The 12,655-nt window shown below is 63.7% G+C and carries 16 protein-coding genes; 4 read left to right on the plus strand and 12 right to left on the minus strand.

The genetic code is table 11. The features are described 5' to 3' along the window. Positions 1-126: 126 nt before the first annotated feature. The 3 genes from msrA to B0G75_RS02590 all read right to left on the minus strand — a co-directional run bounded on the left by msrA (position 127) and on the right by B0G75_RS02590 (position 1,580). Complete coding sequence (msrA, locus tag B0G75_RS02580; RefSeq protein ID WP_106301780.1) at positions 127-633, minus strand: peptide-methionine (S)-S-oxide reductase MsrA; 507 nt, start codon at positions 631-633, stop codon at positions 127-129. A gap of 163 nt (positions 634-796) precedes the next feature. Next, complete coding sequence (locus B0G75_RS02585) at positions 797-1,069, minus strand: hypothetical protein (protein WP_106300355.1); 273 nt, start codon at positions 1,067-1,069, stop codon at positions 797-799. Between the two features lie 85 nt (positions 1,070-1,154). Next, entirely contained in the window at positions 1,155-1,580 is a 426-nt protein-coding gene (locus B0G75_RS02590) for an Ohr family peroxiredoxin (RefSeq protein WP_106300357.1), read from the minus strand. 279 nt (positions 1,581-1,859) lie between these two features. On the opposite strand from B0G75_RS02590, the gene B0G75_RS02595 reads away from it, so the two are divergent. Continuing rightward, positions 1,860-2,999, plus strand: coding sequence for an FUSC family protein (locus B0G75_RS02595; RefSeq protein ID WP_106300359.1), 1,140 nt, complete (start codon positions 1,860-1,862; stop codon positions 2,997-2,999). A 39-nt stretch (positions 3,000-3,038) separates the two neighbouring features. Here B0G75_RS02595 and B0G75_RS02600 read toward each other — a convergent pair whose 3' ends face one another. Continuing rightward, complete coding sequence (locus tag B0G75_RS02600) at positions 3,039-3,950, minus strand: LysR family transcriptional regulator (RefSeq protein WP_012426042.1); 912 nt, start codon at positions 3,948-3,950, stop codon at positions 3,039-3,041. A gap of 167 nt (positions 3,951-4,117) precedes the next feature. Here B0G75_RS02600 and B0G75_RS02605 point away from each other — a divergent pair, with 167 nt between their 5' ends. Beyond that, positions 4,118-5,218, plus strand: coding sequence for a nitronate monooxygenase family protein (locus B0G75_RS02605; RefSeq protein ID WP_106300361.1), 1,101 nt, complete (start codon positions 4,118-4,120; stop codon positions 5,216-5,218). Between the two features lie 39 nt (positions 5,219-5,257). On the opposite strand, the gene B0G75_RS02610 is transcribed toward B0G75_RS02605, so the two are convergent. From B0G75_RS02610 to B0G75_RS41960, 4 genes are all read right to left on the minus strand, one after another. After that, complete coding sequence (locus B0G75_RS02610) at positions 5,258-5,494, minus strand: 4-oxalocrotonate tautomerase family protein (RefSeq protein ID WP_106300363.1); 237 nt, start codon at positions 5,492-5,494, stop codon at positions 5,258-5,260. A 61-nt stretch (positions 5,495-5,555) separates the two neighbouring features. Further along, positions 5,556-6,266, minus strand: coding sequence for an SDR family NAD(P)-dependent oxidoreductase (locus B0G75_RS02615; RefSeq protein WP_106300365.1), 711 nt, complete (start codon positions 6,264-6,266; stop codon positions 5,556-5,558). A 231-nt stretch (positions 6,267-6,497) separates the two neighbouring features. After that, the gene (locus B0G75_RS02620; protein WP_106300367.1) at positions 6,498-7,661 is read right to left on the minus strand and encodes a patatin-like phospholipase family protein; all 1,164 of its coding nucleotides are present in this window, start codon (positions 7,659-7,661) and stop codon (positions 6,498-6,500) included. 275 nt (positions 7,662-7,936) lie between these two features. Next, complete coding sequence (locus B0G75_RS41960; protein WP_181309140.1) at positions 7,937-8,224, minus strand: hypothetical protein; 288 nt, start codon at positions 8,222-8,224, stop codon at positions 7,937-7,939. Between the two features lie 25 nt (positions 8,225-8,249). On the opposite strand from B0G75_RS41960, the gene B0G75_RS02630 reads away from it, so the two are divergent. Then, positions 8,250-8,408: a TolC family protein gene (locus B0G75_RS02630; protein ID WP_374956869.1), complete on the plus strand. Its 159-nt coding sequence runs from the start codon at positions 8,250-8,252 to the stop codon at positions 8,406-8,408. Between the two features lie 64 nt (positions 8,409-8,472). Here the strand turns inward: B0G75_RS02630 and B0G75_RS02635 are convergent, their stop codons facing one another. The 4 genes from B0G75_RS02635 to B0G75_RS02650 form a co-directional block, all read right to left on the minus strand. After that, positions 8,473-8,856, minus strand: a complete 384-nt coding sequence (locus B0G75_RS02635; RefSeq protein WP_106301783.1) for a hypothetical protein — start codon at positions 8,854-8,856, stop codon at positions 8,473-8,475. Positions 8,857-8,929: 73 nt separating this feature from the next. After that, positions 8,930-9,373 (minus strand): hypothetical protein, encoded by a 444-nt coding sequence (locus B0G75_RS02640; protein WP_106300369.1) that lies wholly within the window; start codon positions 9,371-9,373, stop codon positions 8,930-8,932. A gap of 171 nt (positions 9,374-9,544) precedes the next feature. Further along, complete coding sequence (locus tag B0G75_RS02645; RefSeq protein WP_106300371.1) at positions 9,545-10,369, minus strand: oxaloacetate decarboxylase; 825 nt, start codon at positions 10,367-10,369, stop codon at positions 9,545-9,547. A gap of 329 nt (positions 10,370-10,698) precedes the next feature. Beyond that, on the minus strand, positions 10,699-11,598 hold the full coding sequence (locus B0G75_RS02650) for a LysR substrate-binding domain-containing protein (RefSeq protein ID WP_106300373.1): 900 nt from the start codon (positions 11,596-11,598) through the stop codon (positions 10,699-10,701). A gap of 131 nt (positions 11,599-11,729) precedes the next feature. On the opposite strand from B0G75_RS02650, the gene B0G75_RS02655 reads away from it, so the two are divergent. Further along, the gene (locus tag B0G75_RS02655) at positions 11,730-12,647 is read left to right on the plus strand and encodes a nitrilase-related carbon-nitrogen hydrolase (RefSeq protein ID WP_258194202.1); all 918 of its coding nucleotides are present in this window, start codon (positions 11,730-11,732) and stop codon (positions 12,645-12,647) included. Positions 12,648-12,655 lie beyond the last annotated feature (8 nt).

Genomic DNA, 12,655 nt, shown 5'->3' on the forward strand with positions numbered 1-12,655 from the left:
GATCGCGCGATCCGTGAGCGCGTCACCAGTTGCCTTGCCAAACGAAGAAGCCCGCGGACGATGTCTGCGGGCTTCTTCGTTTATTACGCCATGGTAATGCTCGACCGTTGGCGCTCAATTCAACCGTTAGCCGCGCTCCGGGAGCTTCCAGTTCGGACGGACGAAATGGCACGTATAGCCATTGGGAATGCGCTCCAGATAGTCCTGGTGTTCCGGCTCAGCCTCCCAGAACGGGCCGGCCGGAGCAACTTCGGTCACCACCTTGCCGGGCCAGAGATCGGAAGCCTCGACGTCGGCGATGGTGTTCTCGGCCACCTGCTTCTGCTCGTCGTCGAGATAGAAGATGGCCGAGCGGTAGCTCATGCCGATGTCGTTGCCCTGGCGGTTCTTCGTCGTTGGATCGTGAATCTGGAAGAAAAACTCGAGGATCTTGCGATAGCTGATCTGGCTCGGGTCGAACACGATCTCGAGCGCCTCGGCATGCGTGCCGTGGTTGCGGTAAGTCGCGTTGGGCACGTCGCCGCCGGTGTAGCCCACGCGCGTGGACAGCACGCCGGGGTAGCGCCGCAGCAGGTCTTGCATGCCCCAGAAGCAGCCGCCGGCCAGGATGGCGGTTTCGGTTTGCGTCGTCATGTCAATCCAATCCTTTTCGTCAGTGGTTGGCTCGCCGTCTATCGGATGCGATTCCGCAAGCATGCCAGAGATCGGCTCGGCTAGCCGACCGGCGGGCAAAGCCCGTCATGCGGCCATTGGCATGCGTAGCCGGGCGGGATCTTCCCGCAGCCGGCCGCGCGCCTCAATGACGTGCGTAAAGATTGTCGCGGAGCGCGACGGCAACCCGGCTCGCGGATTCCGACTGACCCGAGACGACGCCGCCATACGCCGCTTGCGCGCCGGCTGCGTCGTCGTTGCTCGCGGCGACGGTTTGCGCGCTCCGGCCGCGTTGCGACGCCGGGGCACCGACCGAAGGCCGGTAGAAGGGAGCCGGACCATAGCCGCTGGCGAACGCGGGCGCGGCGGTGGAAGCAGAAAGTGCGAGGAGCAGTGCCGCAACGAATTTGGTTTTCATGGTGAAACTCCGCTAAAAAATGTTCGATGAGGGGCGCGAGCCTTACCCGATCGCGCCCACAAATGCCGGTTCAGTGATGGAGAAATCAGGCGACGTTGACGACGACGTCGATGTTCCCGCGCGTGGCTTTCGAATACGGGCAGATCTGGTGTGCTTCATGCGCGATGGCCTCGGCGACTTCGCGCGCCACGCCCGGCACGCTGACGTTGAAGCGGGCCTGGAGCAAGTAGGCGTCGCCGGCCATGCCCAGGTCCACCTCGATATCCACGGACAGATCGGACGGCAGGGTCACTTTCTTCGTCTGAGCGACGAGGCCGATCGCCGAGATGTAACAGGCCGACCAGGCGCCGGCGAACAACTGCTCCGCGGTCGGATGCGCCTCTACAGCCGGGAACGTGATGTCCGCGCCGGCGCCTTTGCCCGCCGACAGATTGAGGTCGACGCGACCGCCGCGGCCGCTGAACGTCGTGTGGGTTTTGCCGGTAAGCAGGACTTTTTCGATCTTGGTCATGATGAATTCCTTGATGGTCAGAACTGTGAAGTTGCTTTAAATCGTATGCGATGTAATCGCATGCGTCGAATAATGGAGGAGAAGTTTTGCCTTGTCAAGCGTATAAGATTAAATCGCACACGATTTATGTCGTTCGGAGCGGCACGCGGTTGCCGGCCTGGGGCGCGCTTGCCTGACAGGCACAGCCGCTGACGACGATTTCCGGCCGGTCCGCGCCGCTGCGATTGACTAGACTACGAGGTACTTCAATCCGACGCGCACTACGCCGTGAAGCGAAAGATGATCTCGGAGGACGACGACAGAAAGATCGACGCCGACGCGCAAAGTCGCGCGGCGAGCGACGGCATTCGCGGTGAGGCGGCGGGCAAGGGCGGACGCGGCGCCTTATGGTCGGCGGCGACGTGGCTGGAGCAGCTCGATCCCGGCACGCATCGCCGGATCAAGGGACTACGGCTCGTCACCGCGTACGGGATCGCCGCCGCGCTCGGGACCTTGCAGGACATCACGCACGGTTTGCCCGGTGCGACGCTGGTCGGTTCGCTGGCCGGCAATTTCGCGCTGTGGGCCAGTGTCTCCGAAGCGCGCATCTCCCGGGCCGAATCCAGCCGCGACCTGGCATTCCTGTGTGCCGCCGCCGTGCTCGGCGCGACCATGTTCATCGCGTTCGCTCCAATCCTCCAGACCCTCGGCGCGGCGGGCCCCGAACTGACGCTCGTCACGGGCGCGTTTCTCGTCGGCTACCTGAAGCGCTTCGGCATTGTGGGCGCGGGAATGGGCTCGCAGATATTCATCGGCCAATTGCTGGCCTACAACATTCACCTGACGCCTGTCGACATGCCGGCCGTCGTAGTGGCGGGATTGATCGCCATGCTCGCGTCCATTGTTCCGCGTCTGCTCAGCGGTCCGGCGGAGCGTCCGGCCATGACGGTGCTTTCGCCCGTCGACATGCCGGATCGCTGGAAACTTTCGGCTGAACTCATCATGGGCCTGCAGGCGGCGAGCGGCGCGCTGGTCGTGGTCGTGTTGAACGAGACGATCGGACTCAAGGAGTCCGCCTGGGCGATCACGGCAAGCACCTACGTGGTCGCGGGCTCGGCGAGCGGCACGGCGGAGCGGGTGCGCCGGCGGATCGTCGGCACCCTGGTCGGTGTTCCGCTGGGTCTGGCCTGCCTGCCGCTCGTCGAACACGTGCCGCTGCTCGCCTGGGCCGCCGTCGCGGCCGCCATGATCATCTACGCGATGGCCTTGCCCGAGCGCTACGACATCGCTTGCGGGGCGTTCGCCTTCACCTTGATCGTGACGCTGGCGATCGGCGGCGTGCATTCCATTTCGTTTCTTGGCGCGCGCGCCTGGGAGACGCTCCTCGGCGGAGTGGTCGGACTGCTGGCGGCGAAGTTCATCTTTCCGCTGCGCGTGTGACGGGGCGTCGTGGCGAGCGCCGCGCGATCATCCGCCAGCCTACGATCCCAGCTTTTCCATCAGGAAGTCGACGAAACTGCGCACGCGCGACGAGAGATGCCGCGCATGCGGATAAAGCAGCACGAACGGCCGCGAACAACCGCCATAGGGAATGAGCAATTCCTTGAGCGTTCCCGCAGCGATATCTTTCTCGACGATGAACCGATAGGTCTGAAAAATACCCGCCCCGTGACGCGCGAGCGTTGCCCCGGCAAGCACGTCGCCCGACGACGTGTAACCGCCGCTCGTCATCGTCTCGACAACCTCGTCTTCGACTTTGAACAGCCACGGAAGATTGCGGCCGGTGCTCGGCAGCGCGTACTGGACGCAATCGTGATGGACCAGGTCGTCGGGCGTTTTGAGTTTGGCGGCGCCGCGCAGATAAGCCGGCGAAGCGACTACCACCAGTTCCGCGTCCTCGATCGTGCGCGCGATCAGCCCGGAGTCGCCGGGCGCCGCGCCGCGAATGGCCAGGTCGAAGCCTTCTTCGCCAAAGTCGATGTTGCGATTGCTGAGATGCGTTTCGACGGTCACGCCCGGATAGCGTTGGCGAAACTCGGCGAGCAGGGGCAGCACACGGTAGTGTCCATACGGCGTCGGCATGCTGATGCGCAGCACGCCGGTCGGCGCGGTTTGCTGTCCGGTCGCTTCGCGCTCGGCTTCGGCGAGCTGGGCCAGCGCCAGACGGCATTGTTCGAAGTAGCGTCGTCCCGCATCGGTCAATCGGATCTGCCGGGTGGTCCGCACAAACAATCGCACGCCGAGGCGCTCCTCCAGACGCGCGACCGTACGGCTGACGGCGGCCGGTGTGACGCTCGCGGCGTTCGCGGCTTCGGTGAAACTCTCCAGTTCGGCCGCCAGGCAGAATAGTTCGATACTGCCCAGAAGGACATCTTCAAATTGACGCTGCATGGTCTCTCGGCGAGGTGCCTGATAGCGCGGTCTGGTCGGGCGGTGGAACGCCCGTCCGAAACGGCCGCCGCGTGAACGCAGCGGCGGCTCGGCCGCGTTCGGCGCGGAACAAGGGTTCGTACGGAATATCAGGACTATATTGTAGTGAGACTCGATGAGGAAGCGACATGACCAATCAAACAGGTGAGCGTGCCTTGCTGCCCTTGCTGGGCATCGACAAACCGATCATTCAGGCGCCAATGGCGGGTGTCTCGACGCCCGCACTGGCCGCGGCTGTTTGCAACGCAGGCGGGCTCGGCTCGTTGGGCGTCGGAGCGATGAACGCCGACGGCGCGCGCAAAGTGATCAGGGAGACGCGCGCGCTGACGGACAAGCCGTTCAACATCAACGTGTTCTGCCATCAGCCTGCCCAAGCGGACGCGGCGGTCGAGCAGCAATGGTTGAGCTGGCTTGCGCCGCATTTCGAAAAGTATGGGGCAACGCCGCCGGCGAAGCTGTCGGAGATCTACACGAGCTTTCTTGCGGACCCCGCCATGCTGGGGGTCTTTCTGGAGGAGAAGCCGGCGATCGTCAGTTTTCACTTCGGCTTGCCGTCCGCGGCTGTCATCGCCGAACTGAGGCAGGCGGGCATCAAGCTGCTCGCCAGTGCGACAAATCTGCAGGAAGCGGCGCGGGTCGAAGCAGCGGGCGTGGATGCGATCGTGGCGCAAGGTATCGAGGCCGGCGGGCATCGCGGTGTCTTCGACCCGAATGCATTCGACGACCGGTTGGGCACGTTCGCCCTGACACGTTTGCTGGCCAGGGAGTGCCGGCTGCCGGTGATCGCCGCCGGCGGCATCATGGACGGCGCGGGCATTGCCGCGGCGCTCGCGCTCGGCGCTCAGGCCGCGCAACTTGGCACGGCCTTTGTGGCGTGCACGGAAACGTCGATCGACGAGGGTTATCGTCGCGCGTTGCTTGGCGAGGCGGCGCGCCGCACGACTTTTACGGCGGCGATCTCCGGGCGGCTGGCGAGAAGCATGGCGAACAGCTTCACGGCGCTCGGCGCCGACCCGCGTTCGCCCCAGCCGGCCGCCTATCCCATTGCCTACGATGCCGGTAAGGCGCTGAACGCGGCAGCGAAGGCGAAAGGCGAGTTCGGCTACGGCGCGCATTGGGCAGGCCAGGCCGCCGCGCTGGCAAGGTCGTTGCCAGCGGTGGAACTGATGGCCCAGTTGGAGCGCGAACTGAAGCAGAGCATCGAGCAACTGCGGCAGTTCGCGAACTGAAACTAACAGCACAACGGGTTGAGCGCTCCCGTGCGACGCTCAACCCGGCTTCTGGGCGAGCTGCTTGCGATAGGCCTCGACGGGCAAGCCGCCCCAGCCCCAGTTCTCCATGTCCACTTCTTCGATCACCACGAAGGTCGCTGCGAGCGGCTTGTTCAGCACGTCCAGCAGCACCTGGCTGACGCCAGCGATCAGCCTGGCTTTTTCGTCGGCCGTGACGGCATCGTTGCCGGGTTTGGAACCTTCGCGGGTCACCTGAATTGTGACGATAGGCATGGCGTTCTCCGTAATCCTTGGTTGGACGTGAAGGGCGCCGGTCAGCGGCGCCCTAACGCAATCAGTGGCCTGCGCTCTGGCCGCCGTCGACGTGCAGGATTTCGCCCGTCACGAACGGCGCCGAGTCCAGGAACAGGACTGCGTTCACGATATCGCTCATTTCGCCCATATGCCCGACAGGATGCAATGCGCCGAGCGCCGCATGGGTTTCTTCCGCATGCATCGGTGACTTGATGATGCCTGGCGCGACGGCGTTCGCGCGGATGCCCTTCTTCGCGTATTCGATGGCGAGGGACTTCGTGGCCGCATTCAGGCCGCCCTTGGTCAACGAGGCCAGCACCGAGGGCACGCCGTCGATGGCGTGGTCGACGAGACTCGTCGAAATGCTGACCACGTGGCCGCTGCCGGTCTTTTCCATCTCGGCGATGGCCAACTGCGTGATGAAGAAGAAGCCGTTGAGGTTCACCGCGGTGACCTTCGCGTAGTCTTCGGCCGTATAGCTGGTGAAGGGCTTGGCAACGAAGATGCCGGCGTTGTTGACGAGAGTGTCGATGCGGCCAAAACGGGCGATGGCTTCACGGATCACGCGCTGCGCGGTGGCCGGTTCGCCGATATCGCCTGCCACGGTCAGGATGTTCGGATCTTCCGAGGGCTTGACCGAACGTGCGGTAGCGACGACGCGGTAGTCGAGCTTGCGAAACGCGTTGACCAGTTCGGCGCCGATGCCTTGCGATGCGCCCGTAACGACAACGACTTTTTGTGATGTGCTCATGGCTGAATCTCCGGATAAGTAACTTGGGATCAAATGCTGATCGGGCCGGTGGCTCCGATGGGTATGAAATCTAGGCGCTTCGGCGCCGATCTCGAACACCCGCCATGGACAAACAGTCTTGCGTGCCAGGTACAAATCGGTTTTTCAGTGAGTGAGCAGGCGCGCACGGCCTACGCAGCGGCCTACGCAGCGGCCGAGGTCGCGAGTCGTTGTTTGCGGCGTTGACGCGATTTATTGCTGGCTTTCCGCCGAGGCCATGCGAAAGACCGAGAGGCCTTCCATCGGGTCCAGTGTTTCTCGCCACGGCGCGTGCTTCAGCAAGCGGACCGTGTCTTCGTAACCCGCAAGCCAGCGCCGTTCGATGCCGGCCGAAGAGAAATCGATGTCCCGGTTCAGGTCGTCGTTATCGAATGCCGGTGCGTCGAGTTCCAGCACACGCATCGTCGTGCCGCAGCCCCAGCCGAGCAGCTCGCGCACCTCAGGATCATTGCGTGTCTCTTCGGGCAGATACTGGCCGAGTTCTCGGATCACGTGCCGCAAGCGGTGAATCTGCTTCTGTCGAGCGAGGTGACTCTCCGCGCGGCTCGAATACTGAATGTCGCGTTGCCGGCTCATGACCTGCAAGATCGACTCGGGTTCCGGACCGCTCGAAGGCCACAACTGCACCGAGAAAATCACCGAGTCACGGCGCGGCCGGTCGTCGAGCACGGCTTCGAGCGGTGTATTCGAATAGATGCCGCCGTCCCAGTACGATTCGCCTTCCAGTTGCACCGCCGGGAAGCCGGGCGGAAAAGCGGCGGAAGCCATCACGTGTTCGACGTCCAGCAACGCATCGCGATTCGTGAAGTAGCGCATGCGTCCACTGCGGACATTGACCGTGCCGACGGTCAGCCGCGTCGTCTTCTGGTTCAGGTAGTCGAAATCGACGAGCGAAGCCAAGGTTTCGCGCAGCGGTTCGGTCGAATAGAAGGCTGCCTGATCGGAACGAACGCGTGCCTGAGGGCCCGCCCACGACTGCAACCGCGGCGTGAAAAAAGACGGCACGCCTTGAGTGACCGTGGCGAGATCGCGCAGCCAGTTTGCGAGTCCCGGCAGCCAGTTTGCCGCTCCGATGCGCTGACGTGCCACGCCATTCCAGAACTGGGTCAGGCGCGCCATACGATTCTCAGGCAGATTGCCGGCGATGATCGCGCCATTTATCGCGCCGATCGAGGTGCCGATGACCCAGTGAGGCTCGACTTTGCCGTCATGAAGAGCCTGATACACGCCCGCCTGGTAAGCACCGAGGGCGCCGCCGCCTTGAAAGACCAGCACGATCTGGCCGGGAATGTCCGGTGCGGCGTCCGGCTCGCTGGTTCCACCGGTCTGATGTTCGACGTGCGTTTCGTTGCCCATGCCAAGTCTCCCGGACCCATGCTGCGGTGCCGCTAATTCTGCCACGGTATGGATTCACGCCATCACGCGCAGCGGTGAATTTAGTCAACGTTTCTTTAATGTCGAAAATTGGCCGTTGACGCTACATAACGTCTAAATGCGAATTGACTATTGTCCGATTCTCCGATGCTGATCGCGTGTTGTTTTTTTGATTAGCGATGCTACGCTTCCTCAGCAAATAGATTAAACGCGTATCGCGGCAAATGGCCATTCCCTTCTGACACTGCTGCACGGTGTCAGACATCGTATTGACATACCGCTAGAAGAAAAAGAAGCACGTATGCATCGGTTGGCGAGCGAGTCCTGATGCATTCATTGGCATCACACCGATCGTGATGGATCGCAAACCCTTCCGGGCCAGTCTCGACGTCGCGCGCGCGGAGTACGCGCAGCAAAAAGCCCGTCTCGACACCGCGCAGGCGAATCTCAATCGCGTGTGTCCGCTCGTCGCGAAGAATGCGCTGAGCCAGAAAGACCTCGACGATTCGATCGACCAGCAGCAGGCAGCGGCGGCGCTCGAACAAGGTCGAGGCGCTCGCGCAATATGCTTTGCTCGCGCGGGATTTGTACAAGGGCGGCTACACGAGCTACCTGGATGTGCTCGACGCCGAGCGCAGTCTGTTCAATGCGCAGCTTCAGCAGTCGCGGTTGCAGGACCAGCAGCTCGCGCAGATCGTCGCGTTGTACAAGGCGCCAGGCTATGACTGAAGCGTCGACACCGGCTCGCAGACGCCAACGCGCGGGTGAGCCGTTCATTGAACAGTGCGACGCGCTACGCCTTCGGCAGCTTGGATTTCTTGCCGCGTGCACGCGGCTTCGGCTCGACGCCTATGCGCGGATCGCGGGCGAGCACCAGCGCCGTCAATTCCTCGGCCACGCTTTCAAACGCCGGATCGTCTTGCGCGATGTAGAGCCACTTGCCGAGCACCGGATGCGGCCGCAAAGCCGGCATCTCATCGATGAGCGGAGCGTGGCGCTCGTGCGACGTGCACACCAGCAGGCCATTCCACGGCTTGTCGCGATCCGCGGCAATCAGGCACAAAAGCCCATCGATATAAGCGGCGTCGCTGCCGAACATCCGCTTGCTGATATAAGTCGGATCGCGCTCGAACGCGTCGAAGATCCAGATGAGCGAGTTGCGGACGGACGAGGGCATCGGCGTGAAGACCTTGGCGACGTAGGCGATGAGGAGCGAAAAGCATAGCACCACGACGCTCGGCCGCGCTCCGTCAACGTGTGCAGATCAGCGCGGTCAGCAGCAACGGAATGACCGCGTGCACCTTGGCAGTGCTTCCGGCCGCGCGCACGCGCGTTTCGACCGACTCGCTCGGCGCGGACAGCACGACGCCGTATAACGGGCCCGCGAGTGCCTGGCCGCGGCCTTTCTTGAACATGCCGTCGTCCGGTTCGTAGCCGAGCACCGCGTAGACGCGAAAGCCGAAGACGGTCATGTCGCTGCCGTGCACGGGACGAAACGCGTTGACGGAGTTCTTGTCGACCCGCATTGGATTGGACTCGATGTAGTTGTCGTCGATGAGTTGGGTGATGAACGCGTGGGGACGCGCCTGACAGTCGAACTGTGCATCGAGCGCGTAGGCATGCGATACCGCCGGGCAGAAGCCGGCGCTTGAGACGAGGAGTGCGGCAAGCACTCTGAAAGGACGAGATTCCATGGTTGACGTGACCGTACTGCGGGCGTCGGCAGGCTGAACGCACGCTAGACATCAGTCTCTCACGGCTACGCGAACTGCGTACGTGCGTCAGCGAACGATGGCGGTGCCGCACCCCGGTTCGGTCCGAGGCGCTGTCGATCCCTCGTCTTGGCCACTTCACGACACCTCAAATCACCCGCGCTTCTCAAAGAGCTCGTTGAGCTGCGAGCCCGGCACCGCGCCGGCAAAGCCGTCGAAGCGGCCTTGGGCGAGCGACTGCGCCGCCTGCATGAAACCGCCCCACGCCGCGCGGGCCAGCGCGCCGCCGACGCTGATACGCCGCACGCCGAGCGCGGCCACGTCCTGCAGCGTGAACGCCGACGTCGATCCGACCAGCAGATTGACGGGCTTCGGCGCCACGGCGGCGACCACCGCCTCGATCTGTTCGCGCGTCTGAATGCCCGGTGCGTACAGACAGTCGGCGCCGGCCTCCGAATAGGCTTTGAGTCGCGCGATCGCGTCGTCGAGATCGGGCGAGCCGGCGAAGAAGTTTTCCGCCCGGCCGACCAGCAGCGTATCGCCGCCGTTTTCGTCGATGGCGCGGCGCGCGGCGCTGATTCGCTCGACGGCAACCTCGATGGAGAAAAGCGGCGCGGTGGCGTCGCCGGTGGAGTCTTCAATCGACAGGCCGGCCACGCCGGTTTCGATGGCGAGCCTGACACTTTCCGCGACCTCGTTCGGCGTGCCGCCGAAGCCGTTCTCGAAGTCTGCGTTCACGGGCAGGTCGGTCGCTTCGACGATCTTGCGCAGATGCGTGAGGATTGCGTCGCGCGGCAAGCCGTTGTCGGCGTGTCCGGTGGACCACGCAAAGCCGGAACTGGTCGTGGCGAGCGCCTGGAAGCCGAGCGTTTGCAGATAGCGCGCGCTGCCGGCATCCCACGGATTGGGCAGGATGAAACAACCGGACGTGTGCAGGGCTTTGAACGCGGCGCGCTTCTCGGTGACGGTGCGGGACATGGCGTATCTCCTGAAAACGGACGAGCCTGAGCCGCCCGTGCTGGCTATGCGACCTCGAGGTCCACGACCGGGAAGTCGGTTTCGGTGTCCGCTGGGCGCGGATCGCCGGCGTGATGGACGTAGTGCTTCCGATAGAGCTGGTTGCGGCGGGTTCCATCATCCGCGAAATCGTTGTTGTTGTGTGTGACATACGCATGTTCGGACGGGCTTCTCCGCTCGCCGGCCTCGGGAGCGCGCCTTCGACGCAGTCGTGCAGCTTGAAACAGCGGGGCGCTCGACGGTCGGCGAAGGCTCCGCCGGGCAGGCGAGCCCGACGACGCGTTTGTCTATCAGCCCGGCGCAGTGGAACCGGCGCGCAGCGACTTCTTCGCCGCGCGAACGAACGTGACGAAATTCGCTACCACGGGATCGTCGCGCGTGGTCTGCCACGCCAGTGCCACCCGCCAGCGCGCGGCGGCATCGCGCAACGGCAGCACTCTGGCGTCGCGTAGCAGGTATTGCGCGCGTGACGGCAGGAACGCCGCGCCCACGCCCGCCGCCACGCCGGCAAGAACCGATTGAATGTCGTCGGCTTGCTGGATCACCTTGGGCACGAAGCCATGTTCACCGCACCAGTGATCGATTTGTGCCGCGAGGCCAGGACCGCGTCCGCGTGACAGTGCGATGAAGCCGGGCTCGTTCAATTCCTGCAGATTCGACGGAACGCGTTTCCAGCGCGCGTACTGCGGTATCGCCAATGCCAGGGCCTCGTCGAGTATCGGTAAGGTGGACAGGCCGGCGTCGGCTGGCAAGCGCAGGAAGCCGACGTCGAGCTTGCCGCCGAGAAGCCGCCGGGATTGCTCCGCGGAAGACAGATCGTTAAGTGTCACGCTGACATTTGGATGGAGCTTGCGGAATTGAGCGATCAGTTGCGGCGCTTCGGTCAACGTCGAAAGTCCGAGGCCGACGCGCAGATAGCCGCGCGTGCCGCTGCTCGCCTCGCGCGCACGCGCGAGGATATTGTCCGCGTCGCGGACCAGTGCCTCGGCGTCGGCGAGAAATCCTTCGCCGAAGATCGTCAGTTCCGCGCCGTGTCGGCCGCGCTCGAAAAGCCGCGCGCCAAGGCTCGCCTCCAATGCCACGATCTGCTTGCTGAGAGCGGGCTGGCTGACATAAAGCGCTTCGGCGGCGTGCCCGAAGTGGCGGAGTTCAGCGACGGTCAGAAACGCGCGCAGTAGTTTGAGTTCCATTCCAGCAAGTGATTGAATGCATAGAATTTTTCATTTTACTTATGGATGGGGGAGCGGTCCAATGGTGTTGTTCTATTCATCCGGTCGTGAAGATGTCCGCCTCCACTGTTCCGTCGCTTCGCGTTGCGGCTATGTCGCTCGTTTCCCGCCCCGGCGACGCGGCGCATAACGTCGCGCGCATTGCGGATTGCCTGACGCTTGCCGCTGAGAAAGATATTGGGCTGGTGGTGTTTCCGGAGACCTGTATCGGCGGCTACGGAAGCATGGCGAAGCTTCATCGCGCCGAGCTCGATGCGCTTGCTGAGCCGCTCGACGGACCTTCGATCCGCGCGGTGGCCGATGCGGTCGAACGCTCCGGCGTGGTCGCTGGTGTCGGCTTCCTGGAGCGTGCAGCCGATGGACGTTTGTTCAACAGCTACGTGGTGTGCCTGCCGGGTGGCATGCGCCATTGTCACCGCAAGCTGCATGCGTTCGGGCATCGGCGCATCAGCAGCGGCGACCGGTTCACCGTGTTCGATACGGCGTGGGGCGTTCGCGTGGGCATCCTGATCGGCGGCGACAACTATCTGGTCGAGAACATGCGGATGACGGCGCTCATGGGCGCGACACTGCTGATCGCGCCGCATCGCAGCGACGGCGCGAACCAGACTGGCGATCGCCGAACGCAAGCTGGTTCGATAGGGCAATCGCTGCCTCGCTTGCTGTCGGCGCGAGCCGGTGACAACGGCATGTTCGTCGTCTTCAGCGAAGGCGTGGAGATCGGCGGCTCAGAACAGTCGAGCGGAGCAGCGATGATCGTCGATCCCTGTGGTCGCGTGCTCGCCGCGAGCCGCGCGCGAGACGCACTCGTTTCCGCCGATCTGGACAGAGGCCTGATCGATGGAAGTGCGGGGCAGCAATGGCTGACGGCGCGCCGCCCGGAACTCTATGGCTTACTGACCCGGTCCGGCGACCATCGAGCGGCGGATTTCGAGCCACGCGGCGCCTCTTCACGAGGCGCGATCGCGCTCAGTTTTGCGCAGGTTAGCCGTAATCGGCCGATACGCTAGCGTTCGTT

The organism is Paraburkholderia sp. BL18I3N2, assembly GCF_003001875.1.
GTDB lineage: Bacteria > Pseudomonadota > Gammaproteobacteria > Burkholderiales > Burkholderiaceae > Paraburkholderia > Paraburkholderia phytofirmans.

Excerpts from the sequence above, each read along its gene's own strand:
- B0G75_RS02590 (WP_106300357.1), bottom strand. The coding sequence starts at position 1,580 with ATGACCAAGATCGAAAAAGTCCTGCTTACCGGCAAAACCCACACGACG.
- B0G75_RS02620 (WP_106300367.1), bottom strand. The coding sequence starts at position 7,661 with ATGGGCAACGAAACGCACGTCGAACATCAGACCGGTGGAACCAGCGAG.
- B0G75_RS02635 (WP_106301783.1), bottom strand. The coding sequence starts at position 8,856 with ATGCCCTCGTCCGTCCGCAACTCGCTCATCTGGATCTTCGACGCGTTC.
- B0G75_RS02595 (WP_106300359.1), top strand. The coding sequence starts at position 1,860 with ATGATCTCGGAGGACGACGACAGAAAGATCGACGCCGACGCGCAAAGT.
- B0G75_RS02655 (WP_258194202.1), top strand. The coding sequence starts at position 11,730 with ATGTCGCTCGTTTCCCGCCCCGGCGACGCGGCGCATAACGTCGCGCGC.
- B0G75_RS02585 (WP_106300355.1), bottom strand. The coding sequence starts at position 1,069 with ATGAAAACCAAATTCGTTGCGGCACTGCTCCTCGCACTTTCTGCTTCC.
- B0G75_RS02615 (WP_106300365.1), bottom strand. The coding sequence starts at position 6,266 with ATGAGCACATCACAAAAAGTCGTTGTCGTTACGGGCGCATCGCAAGGC.
- B0G75_RS02610 (WP_106300363.1), bottom strand. The coding sequence starts at position 5,494 with ATGCCTATCGTCACAATTCAGGTGACCCGCGAAGGTTCCAAACCCGGC.
- B0G75_RS02605 (WP_106300361.1), top strand. The coding sequence starts at position 4,118 with ATGACCAATCAAACAGGTGAGCGTGCCTTGCTGCCCTTGCTGGGCATC.
- msrA (WP_106301780.1), bottom strand. The coding sequence starts at position 633 with ATGACGACGCAAACCGAAACCGCCATCCTGGCCGGCGGCTGCTTCTGG.
- B0G75_RS02645 (WP_106300371.1), bottom strand. The coding sequence starts at position 10,369 with ATGTCCCGCACCGTCACCGAGAAGCGCGCCGCGTTCAAAGCCCTGCAC.
- B0G75_RS02650 (WP_106300373.1), bottom strand. The coding sequence starts at position 11,598 with ATGGAACTCAAACTACTGCGCGCGTTTCTGACCGTCGCTGAACTCCGC.
- B0G75_RS02600 (WP_012426042.1), bottom strand. The coding sequence starts at position 3,950 with ATGCAGCGTCAATTTGAAGATGTCCTTCTGGGCAGTATCGAACTATTC.
- B0G75_RS02640 (WP_106300369.1), bottom strand. The coding sequence starts at position 9,373 with ATGGAATCTCGTCCTTTCAGAGTGCTTGCCGCACTCCTCGTCTCAAGC.